11 protein-coding genes are annotated in these 19,203 nt (G+C 44.2%); 6 read left to right on the top strand and 5 right to left on the bottom strand.

The annotated features are described in order from the left end of the window. Window positions 1–115: 115 nt before the first annotated feature. Window positions 116–913, bottom strand: coding sequence for a class I SAM-dependent methyltransferase (locus FTD44_RS02580; protein WP_222165025.1), 798 nt, complete (start codon window positions 911–913; stop codon window positions 116–118). Between the two features lie 267 nt (window positions 914–1,180). Between FTD44_RS02580 and efp the strand changes: the two genes are divergently transcribed. From efp to accC, 3 genes are all read left to right on the top strand, one after another. Then, window positions 1,181–1,747: an elongation factor P gene (gene efp / locus FTD44_RS02575; protein WP_222165024.1), complete on the top strand. Its 567-nt coding sequence runs from the start codon at window positions 1,181–1,183 to the stop codon at window positions 1,745–1,747. A gap of 51 nt (window positions 1,748–1,798) precedes the next feature. Next, on the top strand, window positions 1,799–2,278 hold the full coding sequence (gene accB / locus FTD44_RS02570; RefSeq protein ID WP_129020807.1) for an acetyl-CoA carboxylase biotin carboxyl carrier protein: 480 nt from the start codon (window positions 1,799–1,801) through the stop codon (window positions 2,276–2,278). A gap of 88 nt (window positions 2,279–2,366) precedes the next feature. After that, window positions 2,367–3,704, top strand: a complete 1,338-nt coding sequence (gene accC / locus FTD44_RS02565) for an acetyl-CoA carboxylase biotin carboxylase subunit (protein WP_222165023.1) — start codon at window positions 2,367–2,369, stop codon at window positions 3,702–3,704. Window positions 3,705–3,843: 139 nt separating this feature from the next. Here the strand turns inward: accC and FTD44_RS02560 are convergent, their stop codons facing one another. Together FTD44_RS02560 and FTD44_RS02555 are read right to left on the bottom strand one after the other, a co-directional pair. After that, a complete protein-coding gene (locus tag FTD44_RS02560; protein ID WP_222165022.1) occupies window positions 3,844–5,886 on the bottom strand; it encodes a M13 family metallopeptidase in 2,043 nt (680 codons plus the stop codon). Between the two features lie 100 nt (window positions 5,887–5,986). Beyond that, window positions 5,987–6,571: a DUF5683 domain-containing protein gene (locus FTD44_RS02555; RefSeq protein WP_222165021.1), complete on the bottom strand. Its 585-nt coding sequence runs from the start codon at window positions 6,569–6,571 to the stop codon at window positions 5,987–5,989. 145 nt (window positions 6,572–6,716) lie between these two features. Here FTD44_RS02555 and recD point away from each other — a divergent pair, with 145 nt between their 5' ends. From recD to FTD44_RS02540, 3 genes are read left to right on the top strand one after another with little or no spacing between them, the layout of a single operon-like run. Further along, complete coding sequence (gene recD, locus FTD44_RS02550) at window positions 6,717–8,498, top strand: exodeoxyribonuclease V subunit alpha (protein ID WP_222165020.1); 1,782 nt, start codon at window positions 6,717–6,719, stop codon at window positions 8,496–8,498. A gap of 10 nt (window positions 8,499–8,508) precedes the next feature. After that, window positions 8,509–11,694, top strand: coding sequence for an exodeoxyribonuclease V subunit gamma (locus FTD44_RS02545; RefSeq protein WP_222165019.1), 3,186 nt, complete (start codon window positions 8,509–8,511; stop codon window positions 11,692–11,694). Beyond that, window positions 11,678–15,097, top strand: coding sequence for a UvrD-helicase domain-containing protein (locus FTD44_RS02540; protein ID WP_222165018.1), 3,420 nt, complete (start codon window positions 11,678–11,680; stop codon window positions 15,095–15,097). The genes FTD44_RS02545 and FTD44_RS02540 overlap by 17 nt, the downstream gene beginning before the upstream one ends. A 64-nt stretch (window positions 15,098–15,161) precedes the next feature. Here the strand turns inward: FTD44_RS02540 and FTD44_RS02535 are convergent, their stop codons facing one another. Both FTD44_RS02535 and FTD44_RS02530 read right to left on the bottom strand, forming a co-directional pair. Next, window positions 15,162–15,539 (bottom strand): hypothetical protein, encoded by a 378-nt coding sequence (locus FTD44_RS02535; protein ID WP_222165017.1) that lies wholly within the window; start codon window positions 15,537–15,539, stop codon window positions 15,162–15,164. Between the two features lie 296 nt (window positions 15,540–15,835). Then, window positions 15,836–18,739 carry a T9SS type A sorting domain-containing protein gene (locus FTD44_RS02530; RefSeq protein ID WP_222165016.1) on the bottom strand — a complete coding sequence of 968 codons (2,904 nt, stop codon included), beginning with the start codon at window positions 18,737–18,739 and terminating at the stop codon, window positions 15,836–15,838. Window positions 18,740–19,203 lie beyond the last annotated feature (464 nt).

The following is a 19,203-nucleotide window of genomic DNA, read 5'->3' as shown; positions in this document are numbered from 1 at the left end:
TAAACTATCCCTCCTGTGGTCAATGGTATTCTAATGGTATTCTCTATATACCATAAGACAAAACCATAACCTTTACAGTTATGGTTTTGTACTGATATAAAAGGTTCTGTAGTGTTTACTTTTTATCTACGCTGATGATACTATACAGGCAGGTAGTAAAGAAGTCTCTCAGTACAGGTATAGCCTGTATGAGCCTGAATTGTTTTCGTGGTTTAAGGCCGAATTTTGTCTGATAATTCGGGTTGATCAGGTAATAAGTTTGCAGGTCAGTTTTGTACCCGTTCTGGCGCGCAATCCGCTGAAAGCGGTTAATGCTGATGCCGGTTTCCTTAATTTCTATCAGCTCCTTAATCGTGCCATGACTTTCTCCGAAAGTCTTCAGCATACCTTTGTATATGCTTTTCGGCAACAGGTGATAATAAGGTAGTTTGTTGAGCAGCTTATGCTGGCATACCTGCTGATGTCCGCCGAAAGGCATACACCATGGCGGGAAGCCGAAGAAGACTTTGCCGTCCGGTTTCAGGAACATCTTCAGGTGCTTCATAAACGTTGCCTGATCGGGAATATGCTCAATTACATCCCTCAGCATAATCACATCAAATGTGCCGATCTGTTCAGGAGTAACATTGTAAATATTTTCGTCGATAAGGGTGACCTTAGTATTGTCAGAACAGTGTTCTGCGATAAATACCCTTGCATTCGCGACCTGTCCTTTATTGATGTCCACGCCCACTACTTCACATTTACGTTCAATGAAAGGAACGAGGTTGCCCCCTTCTCCGCAACCGATCTCCAGCACACGGCTTTCCTGGGTTACCGGAATCACCTGTTCAATATAAGGGATGACAAATTTTGCCGTTGTATCTGCCTGTTCCAGGAAATATTGTTTCCTGTTCGTGTGTCTCTCTTGCATAATTAAATAATAGCGAATCGATATAAGACAAGGTCATAAGTGCCTTATTGCCTTAAATTACATCATCCAAAAATAGTATAAATAATGGAAAGTATGTTGCCTGTGTACAGACGCTTATTTGTATTGTGGAAAACGTCTTAAAAACATTATTTTGCGGTATGAAAGGCCTTTTTAGGCTCAAAATCAGATATTAATACAAAAAAAATGACCTTTTTGTATTTAAATGAACTTAATTATTATTTTTGCAGGTCGAAAACATAGTAATCCATGGCAAATACAGGAGACATCCGTAATGGGATGATTTTAAAATTAGATAATAACTTATATTCCGTAGTAGAATTCGGACAAAATAAAACTGCCCGCGCTGCTGCTAAAGTATGGGCTAAACTGAAAGGCGTAGATAATACACGTACGATCGAGCATACGTGGAACTCTGGCGATACCATTCACCCGGTACGTGTAGAGCGTCGTTCATTCCAGTTTTTATATAAAGACGAAAGCGGTTTTAACCTGATGGACAATGAGAGCTTTGAGCAAATCGTTGTTGGTGAAAACATGATTGATCGTCCGGGTTTATATAAAGACGGTCAGGAGTGTTCTGTACTGGTAAATACAGAGACTGAAATGCCTATGGGTGTTGAGTTACCAGCTTCTGTAGTACTGCGTGTTACCTACACTGAGCCAGGTTTAAGAGGTGATACCGCTACCCGTACGCTGAAATCAGCTACACTGGAAACCGGTGCTACTGTAAACGTACCACTGTTTGTTGATACAGACGAACTGATCCGCATCAATACCTCTACCGGTGAGTATATGGAGCGTGTAAAAGGATAATTAAACCATATCACCTGAGTATCTACACATATCTATTTAAATTTATTTACAATGGAGTATAAACAAATCCAAGAGTTACTTAAAGCAGTAAACAAATCTAATATCAGCGAATTGTCTATAAAAGACGGTGATTTTGAAATCACAATTAAACAAGCAACTGCAGAAGCGCCGATTACTGCTATTCCTGTTGCTCAATATCAACCTATGCCACAGGTAGCTCCTGTAGCAGCTGCGCCAGTTGCAGCACCGGCTCCTGCAGCACCAGCTGCACCGGTTGCTGAAGCTCCTGCAGCAGGTGGTAAAGTGATCAAATCCCCGATGATCGGTACTTTCTACCGCTCTTCATCTCCTGATAAACCACCATTCGTAGGTGTTGGTGATGAGATCAAAGCCGGCGATGTAGTATGTATCGTTGAGGCAATGAAACTGTTCAACGAAATCGAAAGCGACCTGGGTGGTCGTATCGTGAAAGTACTGGTTGATGATGGTACTCCTGTAGAATACGATCAGCCATTATTTATTGTAGAATAATCCAAACAAAGGTATAGGGTAAAGAATAATGCGGCGAAATGACCGCATTTTCTTTACCTGTGTTTTATCAATTATTCAAAGCGTGAAAATGTTTAAAAAAATACTTATTGCCAACCGCGGTGAAATCGCTTTACGTATCATCCGTACCTGTCGTGAAATGGGTATCAAAACCGTTGCGGTTTACTCCACAGCAGACAGAGATAGCCTGCACGTACGTTTTGCTGATGAAGCAGTATGTATTGGTAAGCCACAGGGTACTTTTTCGTACCTGAATGTACAGGCAATCATGGCAGCAGCCGAGATTACCAATGCTGATGCTATTCACCCTGGTTATGGATTCCTGGCTGAAAATGCCGACTTCGCAGAAATCTGCTCCCGTTATAATATTAAATTTATCGGACCCACTCCGGAGATGATCCGCCGTATGGGTGATAAAATGACTGCCAAAGAAACCATGATTGCTGCCGGTGTACCGGTAATTCCTGGTTCTGAGGGCCTGCTGGAAAGCGTAGCTGAAGCTAAAAAACTGGCTGGCGAAATGGGTTACCCTGTAATCCTGAAAGCAACTGCCGGTGGTGGTGGTAAAGGTATGCGCGTAGTATGGCAGGAGTCTGAAATCGAAAAAGCATACGATACTGCTAAGGCAGAAGCCGGTGCTTCATTCAAAAACGATGGTATCTATATGGAGAAATTCGTAGAAGAGCCTCGTCATATTGAAATTCAGGTAGCCGGTGACCAGTTTGGTACTGTATGTCACCTGAGTGAGCGTGATTGCTCTATCCAGCGTCGTCATCAGAAACTGGTAGAAGAATCTCCTTCTCCGTTTATGACTCCGGAACTGCGTCAGCGTATGGGTGAAGCTGCAATCAAAGCGGCATCAGCTATCAATTATGAAAGCGTTGGTACAATCGAGTTCCTGGTAGACAAGCACCGTAACTTCTACTTCATGGAAATGAATACCCGTATCCAGGTAGAACATGGCGTAACTGAAGAAGTAACCAGCTATGACCTGGTGAAAGAGCAGATCAAAATTGCTGCCGGTGAACCAATCAGTGGTAAGAACTACGAACCAACCATGCACGCGATCGAATGTCGTATTAACGCAGAAGATCCGTACAATGACTTCCGTCCAAGCCCTGGTATGATCCAGGTATTGCATACGCCGGGTGGTCATGGTGTTCGTATCGACTCTCATATCTATGCAGGTTACGTTATTCCTCCGTTCTACGATTCAATGATCGCTAAGATCATTGCTGTAGCACAAACCCGTGAAGAAGCGATTTCTACAATGGAGCGCGCACTGAGCGAATATGTGATCGAAGGTGTAAAAACAACCATTCCTTTCCATCAGCAACTGATGAAAAATAAAGATTTCAGAGAAGGTAACTTCACTACGAAATTTACAGAAACATTTGAACTGCGTTAATCCGGTTCACAGGTTATTATAATACATGAGGGCAGCTGATTAGCTGCCCTCATGTATTATAAGCGAATGTTCGATCAGTGTTAAACGTATTGTGGCGCGCCGGAGGCGCGCCACAATACGTTATGATATAAGGAACTCCTTACCAGATATGCACCCGCTGTGCTGCGGGAATATACATCTTGTCTGTAGGTTTTACATTATAGGTGTCATAGAATGCCTGTACATTGGAGAATGGCCCGTTCACACGGAACTTCGCCGGACTGTGTACATCTGTCAGCAGGCGGTTAGCTAGCTCTTCAGGACGCATATTGTACAACCAGCCATGTGCATAACCCAGGAAGAAACGTTCTGCAGGGTTCTGGCCATTCAGCTTATTGTTTTTGGTGTATTGCTTGGTTTTGATAAAAGCATCCCATCCCAGCAGTACGCCGCCAAGATCTGCAATGTTCTCACCCAGTGTGGCCTTACCATTAATATGTTTGCCCGGCAGTGGCTCATAAGCATTAAACTGGTTGATCATTACTGCAGCGCGCTTGTTGAAGTTTTCTTCATCAGCGGCGGTCCACCAGTTCTGCAGGTTACCCTTTTCATCAAACTGACGACCCTCATCATCGAAACCATGTGTAATCTCATGTCCGATCGTAGAGGCACCGGCATAACCGTATACAAATGCATCATCCAGTTCTTCATCACGTTTACCAGGAACGGTAAAGATACCGGCAGGTAATACGATCTCATTATTAGAAGGATTATAATAAGCATTATAGGTCTGCGGTGTCATATCCCATTCTGTACGATCCACCGGTTTGCCCAGTTTGTTCAGCTGGTACTGGTGCCACCATTTACGGGCAGCCATTACATTCTGCGCATAAGACTGTTCTTTGATTTCCATTGCAGAGAAGTCTTTCCATTTATCAGGATAGCCCACTTTTTTGGTCATCGTAGCCAGTTTCAGCAATGCTTTTTCTTTGGTCGCCGGACTCATCCATTCCAGATGCTGAATGCGGGTTTTCAATGCAGCGCGAATTTCTTCAACCATATCCTCATAGCGTTTCTTCGCTTTTTCATTGAAGTATTCTTTTACGAAAAGCTGTCCCAGTGCTTCACCCAGCGCATCTTCTTCCGTGTTCAGTACACGCTTCCAGCGCGCCTGCTGCTTTTTGGAGCCCGACAGCGTCTGACCATAGAACTGGAAGTTTGCTGCGGAGAACTGATCGCTCAGGTATGGTGCAAATGCATTCAGGATATGGCATTTCATATATGCTTTCCAGTCTTCCAGCGGAACAGCTTTAAGTGCTGCATCCAGTGTCTTCAGGAATTCCGGCTGGCCCACGATCAGGCTGTCCAGTTGCGGTATGCCCACTGCCTGGTTGAACTTTTGCCAGTCGATCTGTGGCGTCAGTTTCGTTTTCAGGTCAGCCACACCGTATTTATTATAATTGGCATAAGGATCGCGTAGTGCCTCCAGCTTACGGCTGGCTTGTGCAAGCTTGGTCTCGATAGCCATTACTTTCTGTGCATATTCACCTTCTTTACCTGCATATAAACCCGCAAGTGTATACAGGCGTGCAATGTAGCCAGGGTAGGCCTTGCGCACCGCAACCGTTTGCGAATCGGTGTTGAAGTAGTAATCACGATTCGGTAATCCGATACCACCCTGGTACAGGTATACCGCCATTGCCTCGCTGTTCTTGGCATCCTGCTGTACACCCAGGTTGACCAGGGTGCCGACACCAATCTTATTCAGCTCAGCAGCATATTGCAGTAAAGAGGCAACCGAACTCAGCGTATCGGCCTGCGATAACAGTGCTGCCAGCGGCTTTGCCCCATCGGCATTCAGTTTGGTGCTGTCCATGCCGGATTTCCAGAAGTTGGCGATCTGGTGACCCACTTTACCATCGGGGCTTTTAACCGCCTCTTCATTGATTAGCCTCAGGCGATCCTGAAGGTCATCAATAACCAGTCGGGCAATGCCCGTAGCGCTATACTCATCTGGTATTGCATGGGTTTTGATCCATGTACCGTTGGCATAAGTAAAGTAATCGTCCTGCGGACGGATAGTCGTATCTATATTGGAGGATAAAGGATCAGCACCCGATTTGTTTTTGTTGCTGTTAATGCCCTGGCAGGAAGCCAGAAGCGCTACAGCAGCAAGGCTGAGTATCCCTGTTTTGTGTAACATACTCGTAGAAAATTTTATGTTCAAATGTAAGCTTCTTCAAAGCGAAAAACAAGTTTTCGCCCCCGCCCCGGCCTAAAATCACCCTTAGCGGGGGAGGTATTTACCATGGTGTAAAAGCAATACTGATACCGGGAATCATTCCGCATAGCCCGGATTGTACCGAGGGCCGGAATTGGCAGGTCAGACCTGGAGTGATATCAAATCCCCGAAGATGTGCTGCAACATGTGCATCAATGATCTGCAGGCCATATCCCACTACACTCAACAACACTGTAAGGTCCAGATATCGTTTATGATAATCGCGCCAGCCCTTGACTGTAGCAATGTCAGGAGTGGAATGTATATACTTATCTTTATAAATATTCTGGAGCCGGTCGGCATATACTTTACGAAACTCATTGTAGCCGGATAAATTATACTGGAAAAAGTAAATGCCTGTGCCCAGGAGTCCATATACTACAGGCAGCTTCCAGTATTGCTTATTGCTTATCTGACCTAAACCTGGGAACAGCATTGAATACAAGGCTGCTCTTTTGGGGCTGACCGGTGCATCATTCCATATCGTATTCTTCTGATCAGGCAGACCTACAGACCATATCCTTGCAGTATGGAGCTGGCCCGGTTCTGAAGCGCTGGCCGATAAAACGCCAGAGCATAAAATGATCCATAGTAAGTGCCTGAACATATGTAGCTGAATTTCGTAAAATAAGGGTGATGCAAAATAGGATCCTCATTGGCTTGTGCATAAAATCTGGCAGGGAAAGCCTGTAAACCCGTAAAAAATAAATATTTTAGCATTTATAGAACGACAATGTCGGAGTCCTTATTATATGCAACAGAATACCAATGTACACCATGCTTTTGCCAGCTATTTTGCCAAAGACGACTTATACCCTTTTCTCTATCAGTTGTCCCGCAAAATGGCGGAAGGAAATGTATGCCTGTATGTAAATGAAGTAGCGGAAGAAGACGGACCGGCACTGCCCGACCCGGAGATACTGATGCGGCATGAACTGGTCGGAAATCCCGAAGACTTGCGTCCCTTCATTCTTTTCGAAGATCGTTTATACCTGCATCGCTTTTTTCATTATGAACGCAAATTTGTAGCACAGGTGAATGCCTTACTGCATAGTGAGCAGACGTACTATCAGTCCCGGCATGATTTTCTGGTGCAGCAGGAGGAGTTGATTGTGTCACAATTATTCCCCGAGAGTAAAGGCCGCGCACCGGACTGGCAACTTATTGCCTGTCTGAATAGTTTTCTGAACCAGTTCAGTATTATTTCCGGTGGACCTGGTACCGGTAAGACTACTACGGTAGTGAAGTTGCTGGCTTTATTTCTGCTGGAACAACCGGATGCAAAGATCAAAATCTGTGCACCTACAGGTAAGGCAAAAGTAAGGCTGGAAGAGGGATTGAGAAAAGCAAAGCGTACCTTTCAACATACCGGCATTCCTGAACATATAGCAGATACTATTGCCACACTGCAGGCAGCCACCATACATAGTCTGCTGGGTTATATACCGGGCAGCATACATTTTAAACACCATGCACAGCATACACTTGAAGCCGACATTCTTATTGTAGATGAAAGCTCTATGGTAGATATGGCTTTGTTTCATAAACTGATGCAGGCTGTTGATACCAGCCGCACAAGGGTGATCCTGTTGGGCGATAAGCACCAGCTGGCCTCTGTAGATGCGGGAAGCGTATTTCGTGATCTGTGTTCTGAAGAAGAGTTTATCAATCATTTTGACCCGGAACGGGCAGCCTTACTGAACCGGTTTATGACGGATGCTTCCCGGCAACTGGATGCCTCTTATCAGTCAGAAAATAGTACCTATCCTTTGTTTCAGCATATTGTAGAACTACAACATAGTTACCGTTTCGATGACCAGAAGGGTATAGGCAAACTCAGTAAGGCGGTACTGCATTATGATGAAACAGCTATCCGTGATTTTGCAGAAACACCCGCAGCAGAAGTCGGCATTTATCCGGCCAGTACCTTACAGGATTGGCTACAGGAATTTGCGGCATTGCTGAAAAAGGAACAGGGAGGATATATCGGTCAAAGTGATATTACTACAGCCCTGGAGCGGATAACAGACAGTACCATACTCTGTGCCATTAAAGAGGGTAGGACGGGAGTCGCTGCACTCAATGAGCAGGTAACCCGCTTACTATTCCACCCGGATGACGCATTTTATGAAGAACGCCTGATTATGGTCTTACAAAACCAGCCACAGGAAGGTATTTACAATGGTGATATGGGTATTGTGCGGAAAGATAATGCGGAAAAGAACGAATTGAAAGTCTTTTTCCCGCAGTCGGATACCGGTTATGAGAGCCTGAGTCCGGCACAGATCCTGGCCTGTGACAGTGCTTATGCAATGACCATCCATAAAAGCCAGGGTTCAGAATTTGACTCGGTATTAATTGTACTGCCCGAGCAGACTGATCATCAGTTACTGACGCGGGAGCTGTTGTACACGGCCATTACCCGGGCCCGTAAGCGGGTCATCATTGTCGGTGATATTGATATTGTGCTGGCCGCATCGGCCCATACGGTACGTCGTATTTCCGGTATTCAGCAACAATTCGCAGCAGTATAAACCATTTACCATGTCACTCGAAATTTACATATCAAATCATATACGATCTCTTTCCACAGCAATGATTGCGGATATGCAGCGTCATAAGCTGGGCGTTTTTCAGCCTTATGGACTGATTACCCAAACGGTGGGTATGAACAACTGGCTGGTGGTGAATATGGCACAGCAGATGGGTATTGCAGCCAACCTGAAATTTATGAAACCTGCCGATCTTTTGTGGGAGATCTATGGAATGCTCGGCGGGCAATCCTATTATAAAATTAACCGCCAGAATATTGACTGGCTTATATATGCGGTGCTGGGATCGACCGATTTTCAACGACGCTTTCCCCGTCAGGCAGCATATTATATAGAAGAGGGGACAGAACAGGAATTAAAAAAATGGGAATTTGCAGCCCGCATTGCCGATCTTTTTGACCAGTACCAGATCTACCGTAACCGGCTTATTGAACGCTGGAACCGGTATAGCTGGGAAGAGCTGGATGCGGATATGCAATGGCAGGCCTATATCTGGCAAAGCATTAAGGGTCGGTCCAGGGAAGCTTTTCCGGATGTGACCGATATCTATCATTATGTCTTGGAGCAATTGAAAGATCCGAATCAGCAGGAACGTATACGGGAAGCCATGCCGGTATTGTACCTGTTCGGATTGTCCATTCTTACCCCTTTTCACCTCCATGTTTTTTATGAGCTCAGTCGCGTTATCGACTTTCGCTGTTACCTGGTCAACCCCGCACCGGATCATTACTGGTTTGAAGATGAACAGGAAGAACAAATCTTCCTGAAACAATTTAAGGGAAAGAATGTAGCACATTTAACGGTGGGCAATCCGCTGTTAACCAGCTGGGGCAAGATATTGCAAAATACCTATCGCCTGCTCTTCCAGGCAGATGAGTTTATCAATGCCGTAAATGAATTGCCTGGCGAGGTGCCTGCATCGCAGACCCTGTTGCAGCAGATACAACATGACATCTACCATAACAAGATTGAATATATCCATTTTTCAAAAGAACAGCTGTACGATCAGAGTATTACTATAACAGCGCATTACTCCATACCAAGAGAGGTAGAGGTATTGTACAATTACCTGCTGCATGCCATACAGGAGCAGACCTATGAGGGCATAACAGAAAGAGATATTGTAGTAATGGTCAGCGATATCAATGCCTATGCTCCTTATATCCGTGCGGTAATGGATAATGCTCCGTATAAATTCAGCTACAGTATTATTGATGAAAGCATTGCCCAGGGCGATTCTATCATTAGTGCACTGATGGCTTTGCTATCCGTGAATGAGCAGCATATTACAGCAGAGCTGATCCTGGAACTACTGGAATCGCAATATATCCGTCAGCGATTCGGGATATACAAGATGGATTATCTCCGCAGTATGATCGAACAGGTGAATATCCGTTTCGGATTGGAGAACGATTATAAAGATCCGGTAGATGATACTTATCTCGTAAGCTGGAAGTACGGCCTGCAGCAACTAATGTACGGTGCCTGTTTTGACGGCGCACAATGGTATACTGCCGGGCACCTGGTCTATACAGCAGATGTGGCAGATAATATAGAAGACCTGCATCAGCTCACGGCTTTAAGCAATTTTATTCATGCATTGGAAGATATGATCAGGCAGCGCAAAGCACCTAAATCGCTCAGTGAATGGAAGGACTATATTGATGAAGTGATCCTGACCTTTATGCTTAGCGAAGAGGAAGACAAAGACGAGGATTATTGGGAACTATTGACCCGCTTCCGTCAAAGCGAAATTATTGACACTTACCTGGAGGATACAAAGATCAGTTATGAAGTCTTCAGCAAGCGATTGCTGAAAGCGCTGGGCAGTGAACAGCAGCAGCTCAACTTTATCAACAGAGGTATTACCTTCTGTTCTCCACTACCATTCCGCAGCATTCCGTTTAAATTGATCGCTATGCTGGGCTTGAATTTTGATAGCTTTCCGCGTAAAGAAGCCTATGTCGATTTTGACCTGATGGCGCAGAAACCTATGCTGGGAGACCGTAATGTCCGTAATAATGATAAGCACCTTTTCCTGGAATCATTATTGTCTGCGGAGCAGGCATTATACCTGAGTTACACAGGAAGATCAATTAAAGATAATAAACCTTTACCTCCTTCAGTACTCATTGATGAGCTGCTGGACTATATACAATCAGGTTGTCGTGAAGAAGGTATATCGGCCAGGGATGTACTGGTACAGCAACATCCGTTGCATAGCTTCAGCAAGCGATATAACAAGCCGGACAGCAACCTGATTCCGAATTACACTATCCATAAACCTGAGGCCTTCCCGCATGTGACTGTCGATGCAGCACAGGAAGAGCATGTACCCGAAGCGATATGGAACTTAAATGCCTTAAGCCGTTTTCTGACACGACCCGTGCAATACTATTATCAGAAAGTGCTGGGTGTGTATTTCAGTGAGGAAGCAGCGCATATTGATGATCATGAGTATTTCAGCCTGGATAGCCTGAAACGCTGGACGGTACGCAATGCGCTCATCGAAGGACAGTTGAAAGATGATGTGCCGGAAAGGATCAAGGCTCTGTACTATAATGGAGATCTGCCGCTACGCAATATGGCTGAAACCTTTATTGCAGAGCAGGATCAGGTTATTAAACCAATCCATGAGCAGTATCGTAAACTGGTTGCAGATACAGCGATCGTTACTGTACCGTTGGTGTATCAGTACGGAGATATTACGTTTGAAGGAAGCCTGGAGCTGGCCGGTGACATGTTGGTTACTTATGTGCTGAAGCCGGCCGATAAGGCCTGGACCGGTAAGATACGTACAAGCCTGCAATATTTGCTGGGCGTGGCCTGCGGTGTGGTAAAAGAGGCATACCTGGTGACGCAGGATAAATTACTGAAAGCGGCTAGTCTTACCCCTGCAGAAGCGAAGATGAGACTGAATGCACTGCTTAATTTTTATAAGGAACATCATCATACAATGATCATGTTTCATATTGATATTTACGATGCCAAAACAACTATAGATAATTACCTGGGCAAGATAGAAGATGCCATTAGCCGTGAAGTCTGTTATGATGAATATGTACAGCATGCCTTTGAATACATAAACAGGGAGCAGCAGCAGGCTTTATTTTCAGGCTTTAAAGATTTGATAGAACAATATATTTTACCCGTATTCGAGTATGGAAAAACAACATGAGATTTTTGATGTAAGGAAGGTTCCGCTGCAGGGAAAGAATCTCGTGGAAGCCAGTGCCGGTACCGGTAAGACCTATTCTATAGCCATACTGGTATTGCGCCTGATCATTGAGCAAAAGATCGGGATTGCACAGCAACTGATTGTAACGTTTACCCGCTTTGCCGTTGCAGAACTGCAGGAGCGTATCCGTCATTTTATTAAGATGGCTTATGATGCCAGTTGCGGATTGCCTATTGCCGATGATTTGATCACAGCACTGGTACAGCAGGCAGAAGATGCTGATGGACTGAAAGACAGGCTGCGCGCAGAACTGCTTATGATGGATGAGGCCAATATCCTGACTATTCATGGCTTCAGCCAGCAGATACTGAATGAATTTGCTTTCGAAACAAAACAGCATTTCGATGCCAGTCTGCAAAGTGATCTGAGTGATATCATCCGTATGGCTGTGAACAGGTTCTGGAGAACGGTGATCACTAATCTGCCGGTACATACCTTCACCCTGAAAGAAATGCAGGCGTTTAAAGAGCTGCTGCCTTTACTGATACAGAAACACCTGAGCGGACAACGGTATGCAGCCTTTGATCCGGAAAAAGAATACAATGATTTTGAGCCCTATCTTAACCTCGCTCAGATTCATACCGGACTGGAAGCGCAACGTGTACAACTCAGCCATTTATTAGAAACGCATTATGAAATAACGGCACAGAGTGTTGCGGCCAATGGCTATGCACGCAAGTCCCTGGAACCTTTGCTGGGAGACAGGCCTGCATTTACAGAAGCCGCATTAAGTGCTGCAAGAAAAGGAACCGGTTATATACAGAAACTGGAAGGCCCGTTCTGGGAAACCCTCCGGGAGATCGTTTCGGCAGAACAGGAACTGGAAGCAAAAAGAGCTGCATTCAGGACCTATCTTTCTTACCATGTATTGAAATATTATGCAGTGCAGGTAACTGATTATGTACAGCAAAACGGTATCCTCACCTTTGACGCAATGATACAGGACCTGCACCGGATTGTGGTGACAGAGCAGAATGATCATTTGATAGAGCTGATCCGAAACCGCTATCAGGCGGTGTTTATAGATGAATTTCAGGATACGGATACTGTACAGTTCTCCCTGTTTGAACGGCTGTTTATGGAACGTACCCTGACTAATGATACGATACTGTTCCTGATCGGCGATCCCAAGCAGAGTATCTATGCTTTTCGCAGTGCAGATGTCGCCAGCTATTTGTCGGCCCGTGAGAAGGTAGAGCAGCTGTACTCCATGAATATAAACTACCGGTCTACCGCACCCATGATCGGTTCGGTAAACCGTTTCTTCGGCGCACTCGGTGACCAGGCATTCGGATATGATGCAGCGGATCAAAGCAGGATTACCTATATCCCTGTAGAGAGTAAAGACCAGCGCAGAACAATGTACTGTAATGGCCGGCCGGAGCAAAATACACTGGTACTTTCCGGGTATGATAAAACCGGGGCCGCAAGAGCAGCTATTGCCCGTGAGATTGCCTGGCTGCTGGACCCTGCAAATCGATGCATGATCGGAGATCCGGATAAGGACGGTGGTATGCGCCCTGTACAGCCCAGCGATATTGGTATCCTGGTACGCAGTGGTAAAGATGGCGCTGAGATCAAAAAACTATTGAGAAGTTATAATATTCTTGCAGTACCGATTGACGATACACGTGTATTGCGCACCGCAGAGGCCAGGGATATTGTACTGCTGTTGCAGGCGATGATAGAGCCTACGGCACAACATATCGCCACTGCATTGTACCTGAGCTTTATGAATACCCTGTTTTATGAGGAGCAGGGTGTACTGTTACAGCGGAAGTATATTGATGAGATTGCGATGATGGCGCTGTTCCGGGAATACCATCAACTGGTAATGGACCAAAAGATCTACCAGGCTTTTCAGAAGCTGTTTAGCGATTTCAGTATACCGCAAAACATGTCCCGAAATACGCGATCCCTGCGTTCGCTGACTAATCTGTTACAGTTAGTGCAGTTAGTACATCAGCAGCAATACCGGCGCAATATGCAGGCGGAAGATATTCTCGTCTGGTTACAGAACCCCGATGCCGCGGCAGTGGCCGGAGATACTTATGAGGTGCAGTTGGAGAGTGATGAAAATGCGGTAAGCATCGTCACTATTCATAAAAGCAAGGGGCTGGAATATAATATTGTCTTTGTCTATGGAATCCATACTAAGGAAGGATTACGTTCGGGCTATAACCAGTTTAAAGATACCGATGGGCAGCTGATCTTTGCAGAAAAAGAGCAGTTAAATGAAGAACAGGAAGCCCGCATCCTGAAGCAGGCGGAGCAGGAACAAAGACGCCTGATCTATGTAGCATTGACACGTGCGGTCTACAAATGTTATATTTATTTTGCGAAGACCGGATATAAAGATTCGGGACTGGCAAGGTTTGTACAGCAACTGAATGGGGCAGAAGGTATATTGCCGGAGTATGAGAGCCCGGAAGAAGTGCAGGCCTATCATGCAGTGCATGATCAGCTGGTACTGACCCCGGTTACCTTCGAAGAATCAAAAATACTGAGCAGCCGTTCTCCCTGGTCTATGGTCAGCTATTCTGCATTGAATGTAAAGCATGAGCATGTTCCTAAGGCACGTAGCCAGGAGCTGACAGGCTATGATCATTTTGTGTTTAATGAATTGCCTCGTGGGGCTGATGCCGGAACACAGTTGCATGAAATGCTGGAACAGCTTGATTTTACACGTGATTACAGCAGCCTGGAGCAACTGAATCGATACGAATTAATGCTGCTTTCTGTATTTAATGTACGCAGTAAGGATGAAATAAAAATTGATTGTACAGATTGGATGAGACAATTGGTAGCACATATTGTTCAGGCCGAGATTGCGATAGGGACGGGTGTGTTTCAATTAAGCGAAATTGCTAATCAGTATAAGCTTAATGAGCTGGAATTTAATTTTCCGGTACAGTCCGCTGCCATTCAGAACCGCCTGATCCCGGTACTGGAGTCCTTTGGGGCGACTATGAATGATAAGTATTTCAGTCTGCAGGGGATGATGAATGGTAAGATAGATCTGCTGCTGGCGCATAAAGGGCAATACTATGTACTGGACTGGAAATCGAACTATCTGGGCTGCCATCTTGAAGATTATGAAGGCGATTTATTGTATGATGCCATGACGGAGCATAACTATCATTTGCAATACCTGATCTATACCGTTGCCGTACATAAATACCTGCAGCAACGCATAGGCAATGAATACGATTATGACACACATTTTGGAGGCGTGATCTATGTCTTTTTCAGAGGAGTAAGGAGTAATAGCCGCTCAGGTATATTTACCGTAAAGCCACCACTGGAGCTGATTGAGCAGTTGACGCTGTTATTACATTCATAATTGCATATAAAAACGGAGTTGCACCATTAGGTGCAACTCCGTTTTCTTTTCTGATATTGTAAAATTAAAATTGATGTCCTGCAGATGCACTTAAGTACTGTCCGCTGGAAGTGCCTTCCTGTACCAATTTACCATCAACATAGATCTGTACTTTCAGGGTAGAAGAAGCATTTGCTCCATTGGCATTAACGGCAGCATTGGCGCTTATGGATCCTGCTGGTGCTGTAATCTCCGGGCTAATCCAGGTATTGCCACTGAGACTGGAAGCAGAAGTTGTATTGCCATCGATACCGTATACTGCTACGGAAATATTACTGCCGGCAGATGCTTCCGCTTTGAATTGTACTCTGTGTGTGGTCGCTTTATCTTTTGTGCAGGATGCAAAAGCCAGTACACCAAATGCTGCAACCGCAGCCATCATAATCATTTTTCTGTTGTTCATAGTTCTTGTTTGTAATGAGTAATATAGAGGAATAAGGACAAATATATAGGCTAATGCTTTTGTGTTGTGATAATTAAAATATAATTAACAGGTTGGGGAATATACAGTATGCTGCATATTCATTTGATTTATTTTTTCGTCAGCTATTCAATACAGTTGTGGATTTGAGGCGATGATGTTAAATGTATCATCATTGGAAATCGTAGCCAAATTACCTTCATCAATGATAAAAGAAAAGGCACTTTGAAGACTCAAAGTGCCGGGTTCAAAACATGAACTTTACAACATTATGTTTCTTATTCTTTTACAATTTTAGCGCTGGTTATTTTGCCATTGTCATTGACGGTCACCAGGTAATTGGCTGCAGCCAGTCCGGTCAGGTCTACCTGTTCCATATTGCTGTTTATGGTCAGTTCTTTAACCATGCTGCCATTTATATTGTAAATACTGACTTTACTGTTTATCGTAGCATTCTGGATATAAATTACATTTTTAGCTACTGTCGGGAAGATCAGCGTTTCCTTCATACAGTTTACAAATGCATTTGCAATTGTACTGTAGGTAAAGCTTCTGTCATTGTCCACCAGTTTAAGTCTGTAGTACAATTTTCCTTCAGCAGATACATCTTTGAACATGTACTTGCTATTGGATCCTGTGGGTGACACAGTACCTATTTCAGTAAAGGTTTTACCATCATTACTTCTTTCTACTCCAAACTCGCGGAATTGTATTTCGGTGTTTGAAGCCCAGCTTAAGATTGCATTACAATCTTCTACAGTGGCTCGGAAGTAGGCCAGTTCTATAGGCAATGGCTGTGTATAGGTAACAGTGTATGTAGCTGCGGTTGCATCTGGTAAATTTGCAGCATCGTAGGTGACATAAGTGAATGAAGTATTCAACGTACCGCCCGGAGTGGAAAGAGATGGTGCGATAGATAATAATGAAGGATCATAGCTAGTAATGATACTTCCTGCAACCAATGCAGAACCGTTATATTTCAGGATAAATGCTGCGGTAGGCAGGGTAACTATTTTCAGTTTTTTAGTATTCCAGTTTACCTGAACGCCTGCATTATCTTCCATGTCAGAACCCTGTAAGGGTACATCACTTAAGGACACAAAGGAGTTGTATACCGGAGCCCCGCTGACATTTTTATTCCGGTTATAACTTTCCGGTAAGCGATCATATCCGAACGTGATTTGTGTAACATCAGTAGTTGTATTTACCGGTGAAACGGTGATCATCGGATTGACGGCAATGATGTTGCTTCCGGACAGGTTATTGGTGCCTGAATTGCTTCCGGTAAAGGCCCAGTTGGAGGGTAAAGAACCGGCACTGTATACAGAACCATTGATCATACTATTGCTGCTGATCGCAACTTTATACTCGGCATATGAGGGTGCAAAAAGACTGAAAGAACCATCGAGAGCCACTGTAGTGCTACCCAGTATATGATTGTCTTCAGGATCGATAAGGTAAGCATAAATAGCAGATCCGGAGAAGGTACTGATGGTGGAACCATCTACCAGACCATTTTCCAGACCATTGGCATCGTTATAAATTCTGCCCGCTATTTTGAATGATGATTTACGCAGGAAGAAGTTGTCAAAATATGCATCATTACCGGCAACATCAGATGAAGTAACAATAAAGTAAACGCCGTAGCTGCCGCTGTTATTAGCAATAAAGTCGGTGAATGCTTTATTCCATCCTATGTTCACACTATCAGTAGCATTACTGGTGGTTGGTACTACCGAAATAGAGCCTAAAGCCGCCGTATCGCCTGTAGATATTCTTTTTACAAAATATTTTACTACCGTAGGTTTGGCCACTGCGGCACCCTGTTGCCATTTATTTGCTGACTTACCATAGAAGCCCATGGAGTAGGTATTACCGGCATCCAGGGTAACCGTATCGGCAAATATTCTGGCATTAAGACTGCTGTCCTGGAGGGAGCTACCATTGATGGCCAGGAAGCGGTCATTCCATGCGCCGCTTGTTGCGCCGGTAGATATTCTCCATCCGAAACTGGCATTATTAAGGATTCCTTTTAACTCCATATCTGTACTGCCGGATTCTAAAAATACGGTGCCTAAGAAGTCCGTAACCAGGTATTTACCTTCATCCCAAAGGAAACCATTTGTACCATAGTTGCTTCCGCCCTGGTATCCATAATTACTTCCTGTAGTATATCCGGTCACATTAGAATATAATTCCGGGTGTGAAGCAGTTAAAGAAAAATATTTCGCATTCGGATGGTTCAGTACAAAATTGTTTCCGGTTGAATCAGATGAACCAAATGTACCATTAAAGGCATTTGTAACAAGATTCGGATTCTCTAATACAGGGCCATCAGTGGTTACTTTGGGGTCTAAAAAACCAAAATTGATTTCTCCTGACTGGCTATACTGATTAGCATTGATGTTAGAAAATAGGAAGCTGCCATCAGCCGTTAATGAAGGGAAGTTTAAGCCCGATTGCGGCATAGGCTCTGTTCTTGGTTGCAGGCTTCCGGATGGTGCCGCAGCTACAGCAAAGATTTCTAAGCCGTTCAGTACAGAAGCATCAAACAGATACGTGCCGTCTTCTCCTGATGTCGTCATGGCTACAGGTGCTGCTGTAGATAGTTTTTTAATCCATACTTTAACACCCGGAACAGCAGGCTCATCACCGCTTTTTACATTGTTCAGGTTGTAATCTTTGAATACTTTGCCACTAATATAGAAGTTGTCAAATAGTTCCATTTCGGTCACGCGCATACTGACTATGGATAAGTTTACTATCCTGTAATAGCGATATGCGGTGTTGTTGTTGATCGCAAAAAACTTACGGGAAGCTTCCGTTTTTTCCCAGCTGTTACCGGCACGTGTATCAAGTGTTACATAGCCCGTAGTTGCGCTGTTAGAAGCCTCAATACGCCAATTGGTCGGGAGATTGGTGTTGTTGTCCTGGTTGGTCAGGCTGTAGCCGGTAATCACCTTCGCAGTACCCAGATCGACTCGAAATGTGGCACTTGCAGAGATGCTGCCGTAGCTATCAGATGCATTGTCAAGAATGTTGGAAGCGCCGCTTCCAGAACTTAAAGAAACAGGTGTGGACGCTGTGGTCACATCTGTTAATGGGGTTTGGGCTGTCAGTGCATGACTTGACAGCAGGGCACTAAGTGCCACAACCCAGCGGAGGGTAGAATCTCTCTTCATATACAGTCAATTTAAAAACCGTTATTATGATCGGAATTCCCTACGATGGACCTTTTAGCGATGTCAATTCTAAAAATAGAATTCAGTTACTTTTGAAATACAGATTATCATAAAAGCTACTTAGCTCAAAGTTGTTTTATGGAATCATGTAATAGTGACAGGGTGGAAATTACAATCATCAACACCTAATGAATATTGAATTATGGGAACATATTTCTGTAACTCAAAAATGATGTTGTTCGTGATATTGAGAAAGTCTTTTATCCAGCTCAAAGAATAATGATCTTAATCATTATCACGGTTTTTCTTTTTGCTTTCTTCATTCCATACGCTTTGCTTTTTCTGTAGAACAAAAGTAAATGCATTTCTTCTTATAAAAATAATTTTTGTTTAATATGTTTTGCGTACATTAACAATATTATAGATATATTACTTCTCTTTTGTGTGATGAACTTTGCAGTAGG

It is taken from the genome of Edaphocola aurantiacus (assembly GCF_019797745.1).
GTDB lineage: Bacteria > Bacteroidota > Bacteroidia > Chitinophagales > Chitinophagaceae > Edaphocola > Edaphocola aurantiacus.
Note: the sequence above shows the minus strand (reverse complement) of the source record. Positions and strands in the feature narration are given on the sequence as shown.

Coding starts and splice junctions, on each gene's coding strand:
- FTD44_RS02580 (WP_222165025.1), bottom strand. CDS start 913: ATGCAAGAGAGACACACGAACAGGAAACAATATTTCCTGGAACAGGCA.
- efp (WP_222165024.1), top strand. CDS start 1,181: ATGGCAAATACAGGAGACATCCGTAATGGGATGATTTTAAAATTAGAT.
- accB (WP_129020807.1), top strand. CDS start 1,799: ATGGAGTATAAACAAATCCAAGAGTTACTTAAAGCAGTAAACAAATCT.
- accC (WP_222165023.1), top strand. CDS start 2,367: ATGTTTAAAAAAATACTTATTGCCAACCGCGGTGAAATCGCTTTACGT.
- FTD44_RS02560 (WP_222165022.1), bottom strand. CDS start 5,886: ATGTTACACAAAACAGGGATACTCAGCCTTGCTGCTGTAGCGCTTCTG.
- FTD44_RS02555 (WP_222165021.1), bottom strand. CDS start 6,571: ATGTTCAGGCACTTACTATGGATCATTTTATGCTCTGGCGTTTTATCG.
- recD (WP_222165020.1), top strand. CDS start 6,717: ATGCAACAGAATACCAATGTACACCATGCTTTTGCCAGCTATTTTGCC.
- FTD44_RS02545 (WP_222165019.1), top strand. CDS start 8,509: ATGTCACTCGAAATTTACATATCAAATCATATACGATCTCTTTCCACA.
- FTD44_RS02540 (WP_222165018.1), top strand. CDS start 11,678: ATGGAAAAACAACATGAGATTTTTGATGTAAGGAAGGTTCCGCTGCAG.
- FTD44_RS02535 (WP_222165017.1), bottom strand. CDS start 15,539: ATGAACAACAGAAAAATGATTATGATGGCTGCGGTTGCAGCATTTGGT.
- FTD44_RS02530 (WP_222165016.1), bottom strand. CDS start 18,739: ATGAAGAGAGATTCTACCCTCCGCTGGGTTGTGGCACTTAGTGCCCTG.